The sequence below is a fragment of the Vibrio sp. 10N.261.54.A5 genome, assembly GCF_041471145.1.
In the GTDB taxonomy this organism is placed as follows: Bacteria; Pseudomonadota; Gammaproteobacteria; order Enterobacterales; family Vibrionaceae; genus Vibrio; species Vibrio crassostreae_C.
Genome location: NZ_JBFRNU010000037.1, coordinates 24,631 through 43,915, shown reverse-complemented (window position 1 = coordinate 43,915; position 19,285 = coordinate 24,631). Strand labels below are relative to the sequence as shown.

Sequence of the window (19,285 nt, the reverse complement as noted above, 5' to 3'; positions counted from 1 at the left end):
AGCACATTGGAGCATTGAAAATCAGATGCACTGGCGATTAGACGTTGGTTTTAAAGAAGATGAATGTCGGATACGTCGAGAGCAAGCCGGTGAGAATTTAGCAGTTATAAGACATATAGCTTTAAATCTGCTGACGGAAGAAATCAGCTTCAAAGCAGGGATCAAAAGAAAGCAGAAAAAAGCGAACCGCAATAACGCTTACCTTTCGCAAGTCCTTGCAGGGCAAGGGGCTTCGTAATCTTGCCCTGAGGTCGAGCTTAGACAATGTCGGGTCGGCCTCAAGCAGTAACTCAAGCATCTCCTGCTGTGTTAAACCTCGCTCCTTTCTGGCTTGTTCTAAGAAGTGTGCAAACGTGAGTGGCATTCTTTGTCCTCGATAATCTCTATTATGGTAAGTATTGTTCGATTGCTTATGTAATTCAATCTTCTTTTATTAGAATTTAAACTATAGCTTATCGGGCAGGTTTTTATTATAGATGTAGATAAAACGAAGGTAGGTATTACTAGCTTTACTGTTGATGGTTTTATCGAATCGGCATTTTCGGCAAATGGAATTTTCAAATGCCCAATATTTCTTTTCCAGTGTTCCGCATAATTTATTTCGTCCTGTCACCGATGAGCGTTAACAAATTTAAACGCAGGAGCGGGATTACTAATTTATGAAATATTTAATCTTTAAAGGAAAGTAAAATGTTTAACTTCAAAAAAAGCGCACTAGCATCAGTTCTTCTTATGGGTATGGCAGTAAGTGCAGGTGCTAACGCATCTTCAAATGCTACTGTTATATGGAACGGCGTTGTTCCAACAACTAGCGCATCAGATGCACTTATCATCACTGGCCTAGGAGGTGATACAACAGCGCTTAACGGTACTATCACTCCAAGCTCAGACGGTGTGTTTGAATCAGATACTATCGTACTTGAGTCTCACTTAAATGATGGTGATGCTGTTACTCCTGTTGTTGGTGCATTAGCTTCAGCTAACTGGACTCTAGTTGATGCATCAGTAGCTTTTGACGGTGTGGCAAACCCATCTCAAGCTGTTGAGATTAATGTAAATGGTGCACCAGTAGCCGTTGGTGATGTTGTTTCTGGTGAAGAAACTATTTCAACTAAAGTTAAGCAGACTGCTGTATTACCTGAATCTGAAGTAGGTGGAACTACTGTTCAAGCATCAGTAACGGTTATGGCTGACCTTGTTTAATTTGTAGAAAATTCCCGATTCAAAGGCTCGTAGTAATTACGAGCCTTATTTCTCTACGATGGTAGTCAATATGAAAAAAGTTTTAATACTATTGGCTTTCATGAGTATGAATGCCAACGCCGATTTCAAAGTGCTTTACATTACTACGAGCCTCGATGTAGGCAAACTTTATACAAATTCAATTAATTCTGTTGAATTTATTCCGGCAGTTCTGGAGTTGACGTCAAATCAAGACAAAACAAAATTTGATGATGTTAATACCACATTAAGAATTGAAACAGATATACCTTTTGAGTCTTCGGATATTCCTTATATTTCAACGTTAACAAAAAATACGTCAATTTGTACGGACTACTCTGGAGTGAGCAATGTTCAGGATGATTTCGTTACATTAACGATTGACGGGAAAAGTTTGTCAGAGGGTGAATCCGTCTCTTTTTCAAATTTCAATTTAAATGATGGCGACAATAAGTATAGTGAGCATGACATTATATTAAGTTTTCAGTCATTTAAAGATATCATCACAGCGGGCCAAGCGGAGAGGTGTAATGGTGAGATAGAGTTCAATATAGAGGTAGATATATAATGTTCAGGTTCAAACTCATAACAATGGCAATTTTAGTGTTATTGCCTGTGTATTCGTATTCAAGTTATAGTCAAAATGTTCTTGAAGGTTTTGAAGAACTGTTTGAATTGAAAGAGTCAACAGTCCGTATACGTAACTTAGATGGTTCCCTTACTTCACCGATCCCATTTTTAACGTCGTTTAACACGTTAAAATTAGACTCGAATAATAAAAAAGCGATCGCACAGGTATCTGACTATTTAAATGATAATACAGTGTCGGCTGAGTACCAGCAGAAGATCATAGATCAATTAATGGTTGGCATACAAGATCAGTCTGAGTGTTTAGGTAAGCTCGATGAGTGTGAGTTGTACCCAGAAACGTTTGAGATCGTTCATAACTATAACGATCAAGAAGTCTATCTTTTTGTATCTCCACAGGTGTTGTCATACTCGAATCTCGATGAAGAACTGGTATACCACTCGTCTCTGAGTCAACACAATGGGTTAATCAATTCATTTGATCTGTACGTGAGTGAATATCAAGATCAAGACTCAATCGTTTCTTTAAATAATGAAACGACACTGGGGCTACCTTACGGATACCTCAAAACTGATTTCAATGCCAACAACAGTGATAACGGTTCTGAATTGTATGAAGCGGCATATCATTTAGATATCGATTCTTACTCAATAAAAGCGGGTCATTTTGAATTTGAGCCAGAGGTTAACTCAACTGACTTCCTGAATAACACCGCTCGAGTTGCTCAAAACTCGCTCACGGTAGGTACCTCTAAAAAGTTGCTCGTAGGCGGACATAATAACGACAAAGTATTGAGCTTTTATGCGCCAACAAGTGGCGGTGTACAAGTTCTTCGTGATGGTCGATTGATTTTTCAAGATAACGTACCAGAAGGGCAGAACTCAATTCCTTACAGCAAGTTACCATCTGGTCGCTATGAAGCTGTACTTGAGGTGACAAGTGGTGGGCAAGTTGTTAATACCCAGACTTATCAAGTATATAACACCAAAGGTGACTCTCTGACTCAGGGGGAAGTGGATTTCGTTGCCACTGCGGGTATGTTTTCAGGAAGCCATTACGACTACACGGAACATGGCATTCAAAATATTGAAGACGATGTTTATGGCAAGGCATTAGCTAACTACCAACTCACCCGTTCGTTGCAAGTAGGCTTGGGCGGCTTGGTCACGGACAGTGGCACTATGTACACCGTTGGTGGTGCATACAATCTGATTGATTGGGATTTGAGTACTGAAGCTGTGTACAGCCAATTCGAAGACGCATCTCACTTTAATGCTAATATCGGTATCCCTTATTTAAGTCTATCTTATGAGTCTCTCGATAATGAACTTGGTGATCCAGTTGCTTCTTATATGTACGGATATGCCGATTATTCACGTCTATCGTTGAATTCTTCGTACAGCTTCCGCGGTGGACAATCTATGTATGCGGTTTACTCGCTTAATAACGACAAGCAGTTAGACAATTTAGGTAACTCGGATGAACAGGAACAGCAGTTTATTTCCGTTGGTTACAGCACGCCCACAGTTTTAGATTCGCGAGTTAATATTAACGTCGATTACTCTGAGGCGACGGACGACATATCAGTTAATTTGTTATGGAGTGTCCCGTTGTCAGACACAGTAGAAACTATCATGGGCCTGACGAGTGATAGTGATGACATTAATCAATTTAAAACAACAGTAAGACGAAATCAGTTAATTGACTCAGACTCCTTTAATACGTCGCTTGAGGTGAGTAACACCTACGATCGACAACAGGATGATATGTATCAAGATGCGTTATTGGCGACCAGTGGCACGACTAAATACGCTCGAATGAATGCCTCCGCCCATACGTCCACCAATGGCACGAGTGGTATCAATGCTGGCTTGTCTAGCACTCAAATCGTGACGACAGACGGCGTTTATATTACCGATAAAGCGGCAATGTCTTATACGCTTGTCGATATTCATCAGTCGCAGAATACAGAGCAGACGTTTGATGAAAAAGGTTACTTCTCTCTTAAAAAAGAAGGGCGAAACAACAGTAAGTTCATCGTATATAACGATGAAACAATTGTGCCTTTGGAAGACTATAGTCAATATCGTGCGAAATTTGATTCAGAGAGCGTTGATCTTTACAACTCTGGTGATAGTAACGTAACCGTGTTTACACACCCAGGTACGGTTGCTTCTATTGAGCCAAGAGTTAGTCGCGTCGTTTCGTTTGTCAGCGCCTTTAATGACATATCAGAACAGCCGATTACAGAAGTGGAGTGTCATGGAGAAGGTTGTATTGAAGTCAATGAAATGGCCGACGGTGTTTATAGAGTAACCGTATTGGAAGGCATGAACTTTGAATTGTCAGCGAAAGAAAGCCAATGCTTACTGCCTTATGAATTTACTTCAACAAATCAGATGAACTTTGGTCAAAACTATTGTTTGCCAATAGCTCAAGAAAAGCAGATAGATTTGATTGATGCAGATGAACGACTACAAGCGATGTATTTAGGTGCATACGAAAGCTCGATTGAACTGAATAAAGCGCTTAAAAAGCTCGAGTCACACGGTTATCGAATTATTCAGAAAGAAGTGGGTTCGTTTAAGGCAATTTATATAGCGCATGAATCTATAAACATGGCGGAAACAATAGCGCTTCATAAAAGAGATATCGATCAGTTAAAACTGTTGGCAAAGCGACTTTATCGCACCAACGCCATTACATACCCAGTCGCACAAGTTAATTAAGGAGTGGGAAATGAAATCCAATAAAGTTCTACTAAATTTAGTATCACTCACCGCTATATTGTTATCTATAAGTGTACAAGCTTTTACGGTAGATAAAATGGTTATTGTCTCTGATGATAAAGGGAACGGTATCGTTACGTTAACCAACGACGAGTCTCACCCAATTTTTATCCAAGCAAAGGTGGATGAAATAAATATTATTGATGGAGAACAGGTAGAAAAAAAACAATATACAAGAGACAACTTAAACGATTGGAAGGTGTCATTAACGCACCAGAAGGTAGTTTTGAACCCTGGTGAAGAGAAAGACATTGGCATACGTAGTTTATGCCACAACGCTGCATGCGATAATTCAAAAGATTTGATGTTTATGCTGTCTTTTTCTCCAAGTAAATACAGACCTGGTGAAGTAGTGAGTGGTGTGGAAATTAATTACGGATTCGCACCTGTTTATATTATTCCTACAACACAACCGAATTATTCTTACGAATTAACCAACAACGGTGATAGCCTTAGAGTCGAAAATAAAAGTAATACCATGCTCAATTTTTTTGTAGATGCATGTGTTGCTGAAAACAAAGCCCAATGCAAACAAAAATTTACGGTTGTATTGGGAAGGAATAAGACGTTCCCTTTAACCGAAACTATGCGAAATAACGAGTTGACCATTACCGTGACATCTCACGACAGAAGCTATTCAAAGAAAGAAATGGTGACGAGAGGTAAAATATAATGCCTAGACCTATCCTATATATTGTAGCGTTTATTGCATTAATGACGACAAGCATGGCTCAAGCTGCGTTTGAAGTTCGCGCGGAAGTGAAGGCTGGTGGTGTTCGTTGGGACAATGTGACACGTTACAATGGTAAAATGCTGCCAAGTACGTGGGAAACTCCTCCTATGTTGCAGGCTTCAGAAGCTTGGGCGGCCGCGACATTTTCGGGTACACCTCCAACAGAGATGACTTTAATTGGGGGAAATGGGAATACTTCACCGTCAATATCGATCGATATATCGGGCGTTCAATACAATACTACTGGAATTGAATTTGCCCAGTCAGCGAATACGGTAGGTGGTGGGTGCTCATTTGATGAAGTGTCACTACCGATTGTGACTGTTGAAGGTCCAAACTGTGTTTCGTCTGTTCGATTAATTAATAAACAAAAATCGAGCCCATTTATTTTCCTGAGACCTATTTTCGATATTAACGAAAGTGAAATAGTGTCGGCATTAAGTGGGCTACCAGAGGGGCAATATTCAGCTTCAGTGCCGGTAAATATTCGTTACTACTATGAAAATGACGGCATTATGACTTATCGCAACATCAATGAAGTGATGTTGTTTTCATTTGATTATCAGCCTGTTCAACTCGACAGTGTTTTTGTAAGTGGAGATGGTGTCATGACGCCAGTCTACGACACAATTGGCAAAAGAATAACATCGACAACGTCATTTGATATTACAGCGAACGGCTATTTTAATGACGGAATTGTTTTAACAATGCCCTTACAGTCATACGAATTGGTTAATTCAAGTAACCCTGGTGTGGTTATTCCTTACAGCATTCATTGCGATCAGTGCAGCTCTGGTAACTTAGTTGATGAAGGACAATTAATGTATCAAACAACGGCTATTTCAGAAGGAGCTGGAGTGCAAACAAGTATTAACTTTACTTTAGACTTTGATTACGATATTGAGGGCAGTTCTGCTGTTTCCGGAGATTATTTTGATGAAGTAACGATCATGTTGGAGCCTGGTATTTAAGATGAAAAAAATGAACTTAATGTCATCGATTATCGCTGTGTTCTTATCCATAAGTGTATCAGCAGAGGAGCTGCCTATCCAGATGAGTGGTGGCATGACGTTTTCTGCATTTGATGACAACATGGGACAGACTGAAGCACTTGGTTATAAGGCGGCGGTTGGATATAACATTAGTGAAAACGTACTATTTGAACTTGGCTATGCTGATTATTCTGCTTTTTCTGATTCGGAAATAGATAGTTTACGTGCGGTAATGGTTGAAACCGACTTATTGCTACCCGTCAGTGAATTTGCCTCCTTGTATGCAGGAGTCGGGGGCGCGTTTTCTAGTGACGACACCAATTTTACGGCATCGCTTGGTCTTAAATACCAATTGAGTAAAAATTGGAGCGCCGACCTTGGTTACCAAGGCGTCTTTGATTTAGCTCGTCAACAAGACGATCTATACGCATTTAATGCACTGTTGGTTTATCGTTTTTCAAGCAATGAAGCCGCAGAAGGCCTTTCAGATATTAACCCAAGGCCCAATGTTGACCAGCTTGTTGAAGAGTCGACCCAAGTATCAAGGCCGAAAACCCAATTGGCGTCTATTGTCCCAATTAAGAAGGCGCCATCGTGTCAGCAGCGTTTAGTTGAATACCGAGTGGTTCCTGGCGACTATTTGCACCGAATTGCAAGAGCATTTGATAGCTCACTTGATGAATTAGTCGAAGCAAATCCAAATCTTAATAATCGTGATTTGAATTTGATTTACCCTGAAGAGAAAATACTTTACCCGAAAGTTAGCTGTTTAGATTAAGTTGCCTTCCTTGAAACAGAAACACTGCCAATTTTTTGGCAGTGTTTCTTTGTTTGTAGCAGAGAGTATCTCGCCAATGTAAATGATATCTACACTTGTTTAGCTATCTCGCATCTTGCGTTTTTGAAATTCAAGAGTGCCCAATACCTTTAAATCCGAATGCGCGATACTGCTCACCAATCGAGCTACTCACCTTTTATCGTTTGGGCTCGCAAATATGCTAATTAATACCTCAATTATATGCATGAAGGTCAAATATAAGAGAGCGGAGTAATGATCGGACCAAATATTTTAAACATGTATGTACTCATTCTTTTCGCGCTTGGTGTTATATACGCGCTGAGCAAAATAGACGAGTAGTATCCTAAAATTTATTATTTTTAGTAGAGAGAAATATGAAAATTAAATATAATCTATTAACAGTATTCGCAATTTGTTCAGCAATGACTTCTACTGCTGCCAATGCTTTTAATGTCGACAAGATGATTGTCGTCGCGGATAAAAAGGGCAATGGTGTCGTGACACTTATTAATGATGAGTCTCACCCGATTTTTGTTAATGGAAAAGTACAAGAAATTCAGTTTATTGATGGCGACAAAATCGTTCGTAATAGTTATACAAGAAACAATCTAGATGATTGGAAAATATCTCTTACGCACCCAAGATTAGTTTTAAGACCTGGTGAAGAGAAAGACGTGGGTGTTCGTAGCTTATGTCACAACACGTCTTGCGATAACAGCAAAGATTTGATGTTTATGCTGCCATTTACTCCTAGTCGTTATAAAGAAGAGGGAGAGAAAATTCACGGTGTCGAGATAAACTATGGTTTTTCACCGGTTTATATTCTGCCTACGACAAAGCCAAGTTTTGATTATAAGATTTACAATCAGGGCGAGAATTTACGCATCGATAATAATAGTAATACGCTAATTGATGTTTATGTTAACTCATGTACAACAGAAAATAATACGCAATGCAAACAAAAGTTCACTGTTGTATCTGGTCGGGATAAAACGTTTTCTCTTGCGGAATATACGCAAAGTGAACAACTTAATGTAACCGTAACATCTTACGATAAAAAATACTCTAAAGAGATGCAACTGCCTATTCAGTAATAGGAACGCTGAAAATAGACATAATTATAGGCCTTCAATGATTAATGCTAATCAAGGACGATCAGCATTCATTACCCATGTTCAGTGCTAATTTTAGCCTACATGGCATCACTGTTATCAGCAAAGTGTAAATGCCCAATACAACATTAAATACAAATCATAAAATCAATTTTGAAATCAATAAAAAGTAAAGAGAAGTAATATGAACCTTTTAAGCAATAAGCCAGGAGGAAGCATTCCCCTGGGTTTTGTCGTCGCTACTACGCTTACCCTTTTTGGGTGTGGTGGAGAGGGCAGTGAAGGAAGTGCCGGAAGCTCAGCAAGTGTTTCCCCTAATACTCAAAGCGCGACGCTTTCCGCTCAAAATGCTACCTACTCGACTGGCTATGCTGAATCGTTCGAGGTTGACCTGTCGTCAAAGGTATTTTCATCAACGGGTGGTGGCTTTGCGCTGAGTGAAGTCGAGGTCTTGTCTAATGATGATAGCTGCCAAGTAGAAAGTATGACGGAAACAGGGTTTGTAATTCAGGCCTTTGATACTAAGGTGTGTGACTATCGATATCATGTGACTCCTAAAACATTGTCGCCAATGAGCCGTATGGCTGAAGCGCCAATGAGTGATAGTAGTAGCTCAGAAGGTTCGAGTTCTGCGGTTACGCGCATTGCGGTAAGTAGTAATCCTAGCTCAACCGAACTGGTTCCAGTAAGTGCAACAACACTGATTAATGAAGATGTGAGTGTTTTACTGAAGGACGAATTGGAGAAAGTCGGCTTTACGTTAGGTGACGAGTTTGTATTAACGGAGCTTACACTACCGTACGGTCGCTCGAGCTCAGTTCAAATAAATAGTACAGATGACCAGACTATGGATTATACCCCGCCGTCAGGTTTTACCGGCATTGACCGTGTTCTTTATACGTTAGAAGACTCGGTTAATGGCCTTGTGCTGATGGGGGTTTTAGATGTTGCGGTGGGCTACGAAGCTAACCAAGGTTTTACGATTGACGATAATATTGTATATCCAGTTGTTGTCAACGTATTGACCGATGAAGAAATCGACATCAGCGGCTTTGTTTCCTCGGACGATAGTGATGATTATCAATTGGTGTATGTTGAATCGTTTAACGCAAAAGCGGTACCTAAAGATCCACTGGACACTCAGAATAAAACGATCGTCTTTCAAGCGTCACAACCAGGTTACCACTATATTAGTTTTGCGGTTAGTGATCATAATGGAGTGTATGACATGGGTTTGATTCGTGTTGAAGTGACCGATCCTAATCAGTCATCAAAATGGGACGACATTTCTCATTTGTTGGATCTCTATATTGGACCACCCACCGCACTTGATGCAGCCGGGCAAGGCTCGCCTTATGATATAAAACTGAACGATGATGGCTACAGCCCAGCGATTGATATGGCTGGTTTTCGTTATCCGTCGGCCGTAGCATACTGCGACACCATCGGTGGTTCAGTGCCGACGTTTGATCAACTTAAGCTGATGGCCACTGATACCGATGTTCAGGCGTTACATAACTGGCCTGTTAAAGCGCAATACCTCGCTTATGATGACGGAGCAGATCTGGTTAAGTGGGTGGATCTTAAAGATGGCAGCACCCTTACAGGCGATGTCGATCCAACATCGGCTTATTATGTGACATGTGTTAAGCAAGGTTTAATTACTGTATTGCCTACCTCAAGCACGGAAGTTGTCGCGGATGGAGTTGATGTTGGTTCTGTATTTGTTGAGTTAAAACTCGGTCAAGAAGTAAGACCAGATACCCTTGTGACGGCTTCTGTCTCTAGCCCAAATGTGACATTGGACAGCGATAACGTTACCACAGACAGCTATGGTATTGCCGAGTTTCGCTTAACCAGTTTAAAAGCGGAAACCGTCACATTAACCCTTGATGTGGGTGGCATTACTCAAGACTATGAAGTTAAGTTTATTGGTGATGAAAAGACGGCTGCAGTGTCATCAGAAGCAACGATTGACACGGTACCTTATACGTCAGTGGAAGGTGGCCAGGTTACTGCGACCTTGACCGATCAAAATAGCAACCCAGTAGAAGGTTACTCAGTCATTTCAGTGGTAAGTACAGAACAGCACCCAGACACCGCAGAAATGGTTACTCCTATCCTTGAAGCGGAAACGACTCAAACCGATGAATCAGGTGAGCAAAAAGTGCGGGTAAAGTGGGATACAAACTATCAAACCCCAACAACGACCATGACCTTTGATGTGGCGTCATCTTACACCACAACAACCAATACACAGACTAATGCGATTAGCCAAGTTACCTTTCATGCCTATTTGTGTGGTGGCCAAGTTGGGGATGATGATCAACAAAACGCCGCGGGTGCCTGTGTTAAAATTGCGGAAAGCGATGGAAAGTTGTTTACCGGTACTCCAAGTGAGAGCTTTTTAAACGCTGTTGGCTATAGTGGTAATTACTACGGTAGTCATGTTGACAATATCCCTTATGGTCCTTCAGGATCGTTTGCAATTTTTAGTGTTACTGAAGCACATAGCCTTTGTGAACATTATAATACACTTGAGCTTAACGGGAGAGATGATTGGGCTTTAGCAAATATAGATGAGTTGACGAGTCTTTTTAATAACTTTGGTCACATGTACACCGCGAAGGGTTGGGCGACCGGCTACTTCTACTGGTCGTCGACGGCTAATGGTTCCGGCTACTACTACAGCGTGGGCCTCACCTATGGCGGCGTCGGCAGCAGCTACCCATCCCGTCAGTACTACGTCTCGTGCGTATCAGGTTCTTAGGGTTCAACGTTCAGAGTTTGCGGCCCGCAGGGCCGTTTTTTCTTTTTATAGAGGGTAGCGGTTTATTTTCTAAACTCAGTAAGGATTAATATGGATATTGAAACAAAACTCAAGCTTAGTCAGCAACAAGGTAAAATTATCGGCATACATGAAGGCATGTTTGTTCGTTTTTATGATCAAGCGCTGTTCGCATGGCAGCAGTGGGTGGTCACTCCCCCCTCTTTGCCTGTTTTAAAAGTGTCAGCTAAAGTGGTTAAAAAACTCGGGTCACAATGTGTTCTATCGGGCGGGTTACCTGTAAGCAGCCTTGCAAAAGTAGGGGTGTTTCCTGACGAAAAGGTATCATCAGCATTGGTTTTTATGCCGATATGTCTAATTGGGAAGAGTGGTATCTATCGCACAAAAACGACTTACCTGTACATGAACGGTCTGACTTAAATCCTAGACTAAAAATAGATAACAGCTTCGCTAAAGTTTGGATGCCACAGTGGTTAGTACACCAGCTAGACGAATGCACACCGGACACATCTAACCCAGAGGGTAGGTTGCTGTTTGATGTTATTCGTTGGACTGAACGGTAGCCTTAGTAATGTTTTTGATAAGGCGATACGCTAAAAACAGGGAACATAGCAGCGTTGCTGCGCCTAGAGAACACCTTTGTTACGGCATTGGTGAGCGGGCCCTGGTATGTTATCGGCACTTATGGCCTTATTAGAGGTAATAAAGGGGGGCAAGTCGAAAGGCAACACTCCGTATAAACAATAAGTGCAAACGTGAAGGGTTGGGCGACCAACAACAACTACTGGTCGTCGACGGCTAATGGTTCCAACTACTACAACGTGAACCTCAACTATGGCAACGTCAACAGCAACAACCCATCCAATCAGAACTACGTCTCGTGCGTATCAGGCTGACATATACTCAGTGTTGTCGCCTTATCAAAAATGACAAGAACGGAGCTTAACGCTCGTATAGTATGCATTGGCAGGGGCTTTGTTGCGTAATTCAATGGAACTAAATCAAGAACCTACGATCTGATCAGCTACCACCACTCTCTCTCGTAGCCTTATGCCTAAACCTTGTTACAAAACAACCAACTGGAAGCAATACAACCAATCGCTCATTAACCGTGGTTCTCTGACCTTCTGGATCGATGAAGAAGCAATAAGTGGGTGGGCGCAAAGCAAACAGAATAAGCGCGGGAGGCCACGTCGGTTCAGTGATTTAGCTATTACGACAGCACTCATGGTGAAACGAGTTTTTTCTATGCCACTGAGAGCGCTGCAAGGATTTATCGACTCGATATTTAGGTTAGCCCATGTGCCGTTAAGTTGTCCGCATTACACCTGCATCAGTCGTAGAGCCAAGCAAGTTGAGGTCTCATTTAAGACTAAAGCGAGAGGAGCGATACAACACCTAGCCATTGATGCAACTGACCGAATGCATTGGTCATATTCAAAGGCAAGTTGTAGGTTGGCGGCGCTGGTTTTTGGACGGGAGTGTTTAAATTCACTGCAAAACACATATTTTGTCAGTTTTATTTAAACTATAACCTATCTTGTAAATGGTATTGATTTCTATCCATCCACCGAGCCTAAGAAGCTTCTTTCTTAAAGACATGATCACCATATTCAATGCATTGTCACAGACGAATGAATTGGGCCATCCCATTTTTAGTAGATGGTGTTTGGTTAAATGCTCCCCTTGATGAGTGAGTAACTCTTTTAGAACTAAAAATTCACTGAGTGTGAGCTGGATGGGTTTTATCGTTGGGTGGTCGGCTAGCGAAATTCTTAGCGACCCTTTATGTAAGATTAAGTGCATAAACAAACAGCCAGTTTAATTATCATACCCGTATTATTTATTTGCTGCGATTACATGCAAGGTCAGGTTGAATATTAATCTGGCTATTATGCCTACTTAATGGGTTTTCCTTTCATATTACACATCAAACGAAACCATTTTATTTGCTGTTTTTGTATTAGTTATTTCAGTTTGTTTAAGTTCAACCTTACAACGTTCGCTTTGTGAGTTGAACGCGACTTGATTGCTAATAGGGTTTGAAGCGCAGTCAGAAGTCGGTACTTTCCCTGTCCAACGCACAGTGACATTTGCGGCCGCCGACTGAAAAGAGATAAGAGTTGCTAATACTGCTGTTGAAATAAAGATTAATGAACGCATATTTAGGCACCTTTTATTAGTGTTGTGTTGATATGCCTAGTTTGGTAGCGATAGGGCAGGTTGTAAAATAAATAGTTATAAATTCAGTTGCATTAAAACTTGAATGGTAATTTGTAGCAGAGGGAATAGTAGGAAACCAAAATAAAGGCTGGCAGTGAAAATTAAAACGGAGTGGGCGATCAAATGAAAGGGGAGGCTAATTTAAAGACGTTAAACTTGAGTGAAATCACTTAAGGACAGCGGGTTAGCCTAATGAGCCGTAGCTAGGAATAGCCACGGCATCAAATTGACCGCATTTGGATTTAACAAGAATCTAAGCTTCGTTAAAACAATATAGGCTAACAATAACTTTGAGCTTGGGTGCGCAATGCATTTTTTAGGTTCGTCGGCAGTTGTGAACGGTGTATACCCTGGATTGCACCCTCTAACGACCAAACTAACTCGATGGTTGGTTTATGGTGGGTATGCTGTTGGATAGCCTCTACAGCACCAATCGTGCCCAGGTTTTTGAGTTTCTCAATGGAGTTTATACCCGCTTTCTCAAGAAGTTGCTCAGTTGAGAATCGCATGTTGGGTAAGTCTTTGAGCCTTTCGGGAGCAGAAATATAACTGCTTCGTGATCTCTTTATTTGCTCTAGTGCGATTTCTGCTTCACATAGAGTCAAAGAATACTTGCTCCAAGGGTTTGCTGGCAACTTGTAATAATCCGCATTCTGACTTACTCCAAGTACGCTCGCATTCACCTTGGGGTAGCCCTTGTTAATAAAGTAGCCTTCTTGTGCCGGTGTTCCTCTGAGGTACAGCTCCCCACTTTTATGTAGAACGAGCAAAACGTGATCTACATAGAAGGCCGTTACGCCAAATATTTGTTTTATAGACACTCGACCTAATTGTTCCAAGCGTCTAAAAGTATGTCTGAAAAGTTGAGCCATTATTTTCACTCGATAATCATAAAAAGTGTGATCTATTGTCCAAATGTAGCCAGCAGTGAATATGGCATAAGCCAAGTTAAAAAACAGACAATGCCATTAGGCATGCCGGTTATTTAAATTCTCGATCTGCCATATCAGTTTTGTAACAGACGGTCAAAATTAAGGGGGGTCACGAAGGCGGGAGAAATTGGTATGTATAGCATCGACACAAATGTATTTTTAATGGCGACGGGTTGTAACTTTCAATCGGATATTGGCGTTCGATTTCGTCAGATTGCTATTAGAAGTTTGCACAAGGTTAATGATGATATTCTTCAAGGAGGTGAGTCCAATCGAGCGCTCGCCCATAAAGTGAAAGGCATTGCGTTATCTTGCGGGGCTACAGAGGTTGCAAGAATTTGTCTTAAATTGGAGCACTACGACGCGGTAATCAATGAAAGTGCAGGAAAAAAGATTTTGATGGATGTGTCTAACGCCATGATTCAACTTTTTGACGCTTAAGTTGGAGGATATGAACGTGTCTTTTAAAAATAAAATCATTTTCACCAACGCAACAATACTGGTTCTATTTGTGGTGTTGCTTACGTACTCCGCTATCGAAATCGTTCAGGTTTCTTCACAAAACCAATTTGAAGAGATAAAGGAGAGCATTACGGGAAATAACAAAAAGCTTCTACTTACCTTTGTGAAAGCTCAAAGTGTAACCCTTGATAAAGAGGTCGAGCTGATCACTGAGGAAGTGGAGCATGTAGCGATTGATTTTGCTCATGATTTTGTTAATGAATCGAAAAACGAGGCACTTCGTAATAAACAACTGGCTTATATCAACACAGAGCGTAAGCCTTTTATCAAAAAGGTGCTTTTTATTGACACTGAACGCAACCAAGAAGTCTCTATCACCGAAAATGGTATTGTAAGCCGCTCTATTTCTGTCGATTTTAGTCGCATGATCCACTACAAGAATTTCTATATAGGGAAAGAAGTTAAAGTGGGGCACGTCACTAAGTTTGCCATTTATATCCGTCCAGAGCACTGGGATAACGCGTTACTCAAATTTGATTTAGATTTAGAGTATTTTTCTCGTTCACTGACTTTTGAAAATATGATCGATGAATTCCAATACCGTTATTTCTTAGTAGACGACAGCGGCAAGCTTATCGCGTCGAATCTACAACAGAATGTCGACCAATTGATGTCTGAAAGTGTTTTTGATGAACAAATTCAAAAGAGTGTCGGAAGCCATATCATGTCACATTACTTGGGTAGTTTTGTGGTAAGTGGCGAAAAAGGTGTTTTCAATGTCACTTTTGTTCAGAACCGTCAAACCGGTTGGAGGTTGATTTTAGTCACGCCAGAGCATGTGATTCGTTCCAGTTATGCGACCACCAAAGAGCTGGTTTTATCTGGTGATAACTCGTTGATCAAACGCCTGTTCTTTGCTTATATCCTTTTGCTTGGTCTGTTTTTAGCTATTAACTCAATCGCGGTGAATAAGATGCTGATACCTATTTCTAAATTGATCGCACAAGCTAAATATCTAAAGCAGCGTGATTTTAATAAATCCAGACATACTGTTTATAGTAATGGAGACGAAATTGAACAGCTTTCAAAGGCTTATTCTGAGGCTGGGATCCAGATTCAAAATTTGATTGAAGGGCTTGAATATGAAGTTGAAGAGCGAACGAAGCAGTACGAGATAGCAGCGCAAGAGGCGAGTGAGGCCAATAAACAGAAATCGGTGCTGCTTTCAAATGTGTCCCATGAGGTTCGCACGCCACTGAACGCGATTATTGGTTATACACATATGCTAAGCCATAGCAAAAACTTTGACGAATATCGCCATCAGCTGAACGGTATTTCGAGTGCGAGCAATACTATTTTAGGCATTGTGAATGACCTATTGGATTTTGAAAGAGTAAAAGCAGCAAGCTATTCATTAAACCCTAAATGCCTGTCAGTAATGAGTTTGATGCGCGAAATTGAAAATACGTTTTTTCCGCTTAGCGAGTCTAAACAATTGTCGCTTGATATTATATGCAATGTCGATGCTTCGACAACATTGATGATTGATGAGCTTCGTATTAAGCAAGCAATCAATAATATAGTTTCGAACGCATTGAAGTTTACAAACAAGGGAGGGGTGACAATAGAAGTTTCAACCGACGATAGAGCATTCAATATCTCCGTAAGCGATACTGGAGTCGGTATTCCCCAAGATAAATTGGATGCGGTGTTTAACGGCTTTGAACAGGTTAATCAAGAAGACCAACAGTTTGGTTTTGGCTTGGGCTTGGCGATAACTAAAACCATCGTAGAGTTAATGAAGGGTTCGTTGCGTGTTGAGAGTGTGCTCGGCACCGGTAGTACTTTTGTTATCTCACTCCCAGCTCAAGAAATTATGAATGTTCTTGAGTGTTCTAACGGTGTTGCTGAACAGGTATATAACGTTAGAGAGCGCTTAGACTGCACAAGTAAAAAAGCCTTGATCGTTGATGATGTTGAGTTCAACCGAGAAATTCTAGAGTTCCACTTAAACGAGCTAGGTTGTGAATGCATGACCGCGAATGATGGTTTGGAGGCTTTAGCACTCGCTTCTGAACATGACTTTGATGTTGTACTGACGGATATTTCAATGCCGGTTATGGATGGCATTGAGCTTGCTTCTGAGTTGGAAAAGCGTAAGCCATCGTTACCTATAATTGCCGTTACGGCACGAGCTACCATTCAAGAAGAGGCTCGAATGGACCAATACTTTTCGTGTTATCTAACCAAACCGCTCAACCCGAGCGATCTAAAGCTAAAGCTTCATTGCGCTTTATCAGGTGGTACTTGCTAACTTAGTTAAATACTCCTACCTATAACCTGAGGGTAAGCCATCTTCGGATCTTCATGTATTATTTTCATCTGTTTTTCTGAGAGTTATGGGCATTGTCATCAAGATAATGCCCAAACTGTTATGAAAATAACTATCATCCAATAAGTGTTGAGAGTAGCTGGGCATTTTCAAATTATTCAATCACAGCTTGCCCTTAGCTTTTGTTCGTATTTAATTAAAAATAAGCTAAATCACAATAACGAATAAGAAAATAAAGCTATGTTTGGAAATATTATACGTACGTTTCGTGTTAATAATGGTTTGTCTCAAACTAATTTTGTTGATGCGATTCAAAGAAGTAACTCTAACTTTAACAACCTGGACGTTGTGACACTAAGCCGTTGGGAAAGAGGAGTAACAACTCCCCACTTAAAACGTCAAAACGAGTTACTGGACCTTATTGGAGTCAACATATTTGATGTTTGGGAGGCAAACGACTCACAAACAGTTCTCACAGGGTTAACGAATAAATTTAATAATAACGGTTATATTGATATGAACATGCACGTCCAAACAGAAGTTACGGTGATTAACTCAAATAATTCATTCCTTCTTGGGAAGATTACCAAGTTAATTGATGTCATCTTTGAATATGAGGATAACGTTATGCTCAGTAATTTAGAAGATTTAGGTATGAGTAGAAAGGTAATTATTGAAAAAATAATAAATCAATATTCTGGAGAGTTAACGCTCGTCACGGTTAATGGGCAATTAATCGGACACTTATTAAGTGCTAACTATAATCTTGCAGCAGATTTTTTGGAGCAAGTCTTAGTATCTAAAGAAGATAGAGCACATTTAGTTGTTACTTTTAACTGCACTCATTATTCGTCATTTACAGACACAATGGGCAGAGAGGCGTACAAGTATCTACAAAGCTTAAATCCAGATAAAGAGCTTTATATACTACTGAAAAGCAAAAGGATTTTTGATCTGTTTTTTTCATTGGGCTGCGAGTATCGAAGTGTAAGAAGTAACGATAGATCAATGAAGGTCATGAACTTGGATTCAAAGAAAATGAAATCACAACGCACTTGGATGGATATTATTGCAAACTATAAAGGTGAAGAGAATGAATAACACAGTATTGATTGTTGACGATGTTGAACTATCGAGAGAGGTCATTAAAAATGCGGTCTCTTTATCTAATAAAAAAACATCTGTACAGTTTGCAGAAAATGCGTTCGATGCAATGAGCAAAATGCAAAACGCATCATTTGATTTGGTGATTATGGACATCATGATGCCCAATGGCGATGGATTTGAACTCTTGAGTATGATGTCGCAACAAAATGTTGAGTCTAAAATAATCATTATTTCAGGTTTGGATAAATCCATTGTTAGCTCGGTGAGTATGCTTGGAAAGCTCTATGAGTTAAATGTTGTCGCTTCACTAGAAAAGCCTATTTGGGCTAGCCAAATAAGTGAGTTGGTTGATAAAGCACTTGAAGTTGAAACCATAACCAAAAGCGAGCTTGGCTTTGGTAACCGTGCAACAATCATCGATGACGATTTTCCCATCAATCTGGTTTATCAGCCGCAAGTTGTTTCGGATATAAATGTTATTTCGGGGTTTGAAGTGTTGTCACGATGGTCTGATGAAAACGGGACCTTACTTCCACCGAGCTATTTTTTGCCAGTAATTGAAGAGCTAGGAAAGCAAAAGGTTTTTACCAATATCGTGATAAATAAATTCATTCAGGATTATCATCTCCACTTCAGTGAACTTGATAAATCGTTGAGGTTCTCAATTAATATCGATCCTAATTTACTGACTGATGAATCTGTTGTCGATAATCTACTCGAGATCTATAAGCAAGGTATTGAGCATTCTATCGTTGTAGAGCTGACTGAAAAGGGGCTTTCAGGCAATATTGAAAAAGAATTGTTGGCAAATATTTTACGGCTAAGGTTGAATGGTTTTGAGATCTCTATAGATGACTTTGGGATGGAAGCATCGAATATTGAACGTATTGTCAAACTGCCTATTAGTGAGATAAAAATAGATAAAACCATTACATGGGGACTTTGCCATAACATTGATTACATGCAAAAAATCGATGAAGTTAAGAAGCTCGTTTCGGTAAAAAACGCACGTATTATCTATGAGGGTGTTGAAAATAAAGACACCTGTGCATTTCTGGAAGCTCTAGGCGGCTTTAACCAACAAGGTTTTCTTCATGGGGTTCCATCACTACCTGAAATTGTAGTTGAGATGCTCGCAGAGCAAAAGGAGCTAGATTACGTCGCTTCTGAATATACTTCTAATCATTAACAACGTATTAGGGTAAC

General features: G+C 40.4%; 18 protein-coding genes and 1 pseudogene. 16 read left to right on the top strand and 3 right to left on the bottom strand.

What is annotated here, in order from left to right; genetic code table 11:
- The 12 genes and pseudogenes from AB4329_RS12000 to AB4329_RS11945 all read left to right on the top strand — a co-directional run.
- A partial coding sequence (locus AB4329_RS12000) for an ISAs1 family transposase (protein WP_372138412.1) occupies positions 1-238 on the top strand: 238 nt, incomplete at its 5' end.
- Positions 239-690: 452 nt separating this feature from the next.
- Positions 691-1,203 (top strand): hypothetical protein, encoded by a 513-nt coding sequence (locus AB4329_RS11995; protein ID WP_102321102.1) that lies wholly within the window; start codon positions 691-693, stop codon positions 1,201-1,203.
- A gap of 70 nt (positions 1,204-1,273) precedes the next feature.
- Positions 1,274-1,789, top strand: a complete 516-nt coding sequence (locus AB4329_RS11990) for a hypothetical protein (protein WP_102321101.1) — start codon at positions 1,274-1,276, stop codon at positions 1,787-1,789.
- A gap of 293 nt (positions 1,790-2,082) precedes the next feature.
- Positions 2,083-4,539 carry a TcfC E-set like domain-containing protein gene (locus AB4329_RS11985; protein WP_372138411.1) on the top strand — a complete coding sequence of 819 codons (2,457 nt, stop codon included), beginning with the start codon at positions 2,083-2,085 and terminating at the stop codon, positions 4,537-4,539.
- A gap of 10 nt (positions 4,540-4,549) precedes the next feature.
- Positions 4,550-5,272 carry a hypothetical protein gene (locus AB4329_RS11980; protein WP_372138409.1) on the top strand — a complete coding sequence of 241 codons (723 nt, stop codon included), beginning with the start codon at positions 4,550-4,552 and terminating at the stop codon, positions 5,270-5,272.
- On the top strand, positions 5,272-6,303 hold the full coding sequence (locus AB4329_RS11975; RefSeq protein WP_065583729.1) for a hypothetical protein: 1,032 nt from the start codon (positions 5,272-5,274) through the stop codon (positions 6,301-6,303). Before AB4329_RS11980 ends, AB4329_RS11975 begins: the two co-directional genes overlap by 1 nt.
- Before the next feature lies 1 nt (position 6,304).
- The gene (locus AB4329_RS11970) at positions 6,305-7,102 is read left to right on the top strand and encodes an outer membrane beta-barrel protein (RefSeq protein ID WP_102321098.1); all 798 of its coding nucleotides are present in this window, start codon (positions 6,305-6,307) and stop codon (positions 7,100-7,102) included.
- A gap of 395 nt (positions 7,103-7,497) precedes the next feature.
- Positions 7,498-8,217 carry a hypothetical protein gene (locus AB4329_RS11965; RefSeq protein ID WP_241910598.1) on the top strand — a complete coding sequence of 240 codons (720 nt, stop codon included), beginning with the start codon at positions 7,498-7,500 and terminating at the stop codon, positions 8,215-8,217.
- Positions 8,218-8,419: 202 nt separating this feature from the next.
- Positions 8,420-11,005 carry a DUF1566 domain-containing protein gene (locus AB4329_RS11960; protein ID WP_102321097.1) on the top strand — a complete coding sequence of 862 codons (2,586 nt, stop codon included), beginning with the start codon at positions 8,420-8,422 and terminating at the stop codon, positions 11,003-11,005.
- 90 nt (positions 11,006-11,095) lie between these two features.
- A complete protein-coding gene (locus AB4329_RS11955; RefSeq protein ID WP_137001854.1) occupies positions 11,096-11,443 on the top strand; it encodes a hypothetical protein in 348 nt (115 codons plus the stop codon).
- Positions 11,444-11,778: 335 nt separating this feature from the next.
- Positions 11,779-11,919: a DUF1566 domain-containing protein gene (locus tag AB4329_RS11950; protein WP_137001855.1), complete on the top strand. Its 141-nt coding sequence runs from the start codon at positions 11,779-11,781 to the stop codon at positions 11,917-11,919.
- 154 nt (positions 11,920-12,073) lie between these two features.
- Positions 12,074-12,439 (top strand): annotated as a pseudogene (locus AB4329_RS11945) (IS5 family transposase); the annotation flags it as partial.
- A 75-nt stretch (positions 12,440-12,514) separates the two neighbouring features.
- Here AB4329_RS11945 and AB4329_RS11940 read toward each other — a convergent pair.
- The 3 genes from AB4329_RS11940 to AB4329_RS11930 all read right to left on the bottom strand — a co-directional run bounded on the left by AB4329_RS11940 (position 12,515) and on the right by AB4329_RS11930 (position 14,118).
- Positions 12,515-12,829 (bottom strand): helix-turn-helix domain-containing protein, encoded by a 315-nt coding sequence (locus tag AB4329_RS11940; RefSeq protein ID WP_017061716.1) that lies wholly within the window; start codon positions 12,827-12,829, stop codon positions 12,515-12,517.
- 117 nt (positions 12,830-12,946) lie between these two features.
- On the bottom strand, positions 12,947-13,186 hold the full coding sequence (locus AB4329_RS11935) for a hypothetical protein (protein WP_017061717.1): 240 nt from the start codon (positions 13,184-13,186) through the stop codon (positions 12,947-12,949).
- Between the two features lie 338 nt (positions 13,187-13,524).
- On the bottom strand, positions 13,525-14,118 hold the full coding sequence (locus AB4329_RS11930; protein ID WP_137001856.1) for a TfoX/Sxy family DNA transformation protein: 594 nt from the start codon (positions 14,116-14,118) through the stop codon (positions 13,525-13,527).
- A gap of 192 nt (positions 14,119-14,310) precedes the next feature.
- On the opposite strand from AB4329_RS11930, the gene AB4329_RS11925 reads away from it, so the two are divergent.
- The 4 genes from AB4329_RS11925 (at position 14,311) to AB4329_RS11910 (ending at position 19,268) form a co-directional block, all read left to right on the top strand.
- Positions 14,311-14,619 (top strand): Hpt domain-containing protein, encoded by a 309-nt coding sequence (locus AB4329_RS11925; protein ID WP_017061719.1) that lies wholly within the window; start codon positions 14,311-14,313, stop codon positions 14,617-14,619.
- A gap of 10 nt (positions 14,620-14,629) precedes the next feature.
- A complete protein-coding gene (locus tag AB4329_RS11920; RefSeq protein ID WP_137001857.1) occupies positions 14,630-16,954 on the top strand; it encodes an ATP-binding protein in 2,325 nt (774 codons plus the stop codon).
- A gap of 258 nt (positions 16,955-17,212) precedes the next feature.
- Positions 17,213-18,073, top strand: a complete 861-nt coding sequence (locus AB4329_RS11915) for a helix-turn-helix transcriptional regulator (protein WP_102319859.1) — start codon at positions 17,213-17,215, stop codon at positions 18,071-18,073.
- Positions 18,066-19,268 carry an EAL domain-containing protein gene (locus AB4329_RS11910; RefSeq protein ID WP_372138407.1) on the top strand — a complete coding sequence of 401 codons (1,203 nt, stop codon included), beginning with the start codon at positions 18,066-18,068 and terminating at the stop codon, positions 19,266-19,268. The genes AB4329_RS11915 and AB4329_RS11910 overlap by 8 nt, the downstream gene beginning before the upstream one ends.
- Positions 19,269-19,285: the final 17 nt, after the last annotated feature.

Excerpts from the sequence above, each read along its gene's own strand:
- AB4329_RS11980 (WP_372138409.1), top strand. The coding sequence starts at position 4,550 with ATGAAATCCAATAAAGTTCTACTAAATTTAGTATCACTCACCGCTATA.
- AB4329_RS11985 (WP_372138411.1), top strand. The coding sequence starts at position 2,083 with ATGGTTGGCATACAAGATCAGTCTGAGTGTTTAGGTAAGCTCGATGAG.
- AB4329_RS11995 (WP_102321102.1), top strand. The coding sequence starts at position 691 with ATGTTTAACTTCAAAAAAAGCGCACTAGCATCAGTTCTTCTTATGGGT.
- AB4329_RS11965 (WP_241910598.1), top strand. The coding sequence starts at position 7,498 with ATGAAAATTAAATATAATCTATTAACAGTATTCGCAATTTGTTCAGCA.
- AB4329_RS11925 (WP_017061719.1), top strand. The coding sequence starts at position 14,311 with ATGTATAGCATCGACACAAATGTATTTTTAATGGCGACGGGTTGTAAC.
- AB4329_RS11960 (WP_102321097.1), top strand. The coding sequence starts at position 8,420 with ATGAACCTTTTAAGCAATAAGCCAGGAGGAAGCATTCCCCTGGGTTTT.
- AB4329_RS11920 (WP_137001857.1), top strand. The coding sequence starts at position 14,630 with ATGAACGTGTCTTTTAAAAATAAAATCATTTTCACCAACGCAACAATA.
- AB4329_RS11975 (WP_065583729.1), top strand. The coding sequence starts at position 5,272 with ATGCCTAGACCTATCCTATATATTGTAGCGTTTATTGCATTAATGACG.
- AB4329_RS11940 (WP_017061716.1), bottom strand. The coding sequence starts at position 12,829 with ATGCACTTAATCTTACATAAAGGGTCGCTAAGAATTTCGCTAGCCGAC.
- AB4329_RS11955 (WP_137001854.1), top strand. The coding sequence starts at position 11,096 with ATGGATATTGAAACAAAACTCAAGCTTAGTCAGCAACAAGGTAAAATT.
- AB4329_RS11915 (WP_102319859.1), top strand. The coding sequence starts at position 17,213 with ATGTTTGGAAATATTATACGTACGTTTCGTGTTAATAATGGTTTGTCT.
- AB4329_RS11930 (WP_137001856.1), bottom strand. The coding sequence starts at position 14,118 with ATGGCTCAACTTTTCAGACATACTTTTAGACGCTTGGAACAATTAGGT.
- AB4329_RS11910 (WP_372138407.1), top strand. The coding sequence starts at position 18,066 with ATGAATAACACAGTATTGATTGTTGACGATGTTGAACTATCGAGAGAG.
- AB4329_RS11970 (WP_102321098.1), top strand. The coding sequence starts at position 6,305 with ATGAAAAAAATGAACTTAATGTCATCGATTATCGCTGTGTTCTTATCC.
- AB4329_RS11990 (WP_102321101.1), top strand. The coding sequence starts at position 1,274 with ATGAAAAAAGTTTTAATACTATTGGCTTTCATGAGTATGAATGCCAAC.
- AB4329_RS11935 (WP_017061717.1), bottom strand. The coding sequence starts at position 13,186 with ATGCGTTCATTAATCTTTATTTCAACAGCAGTATTAGCAACTCTTATC.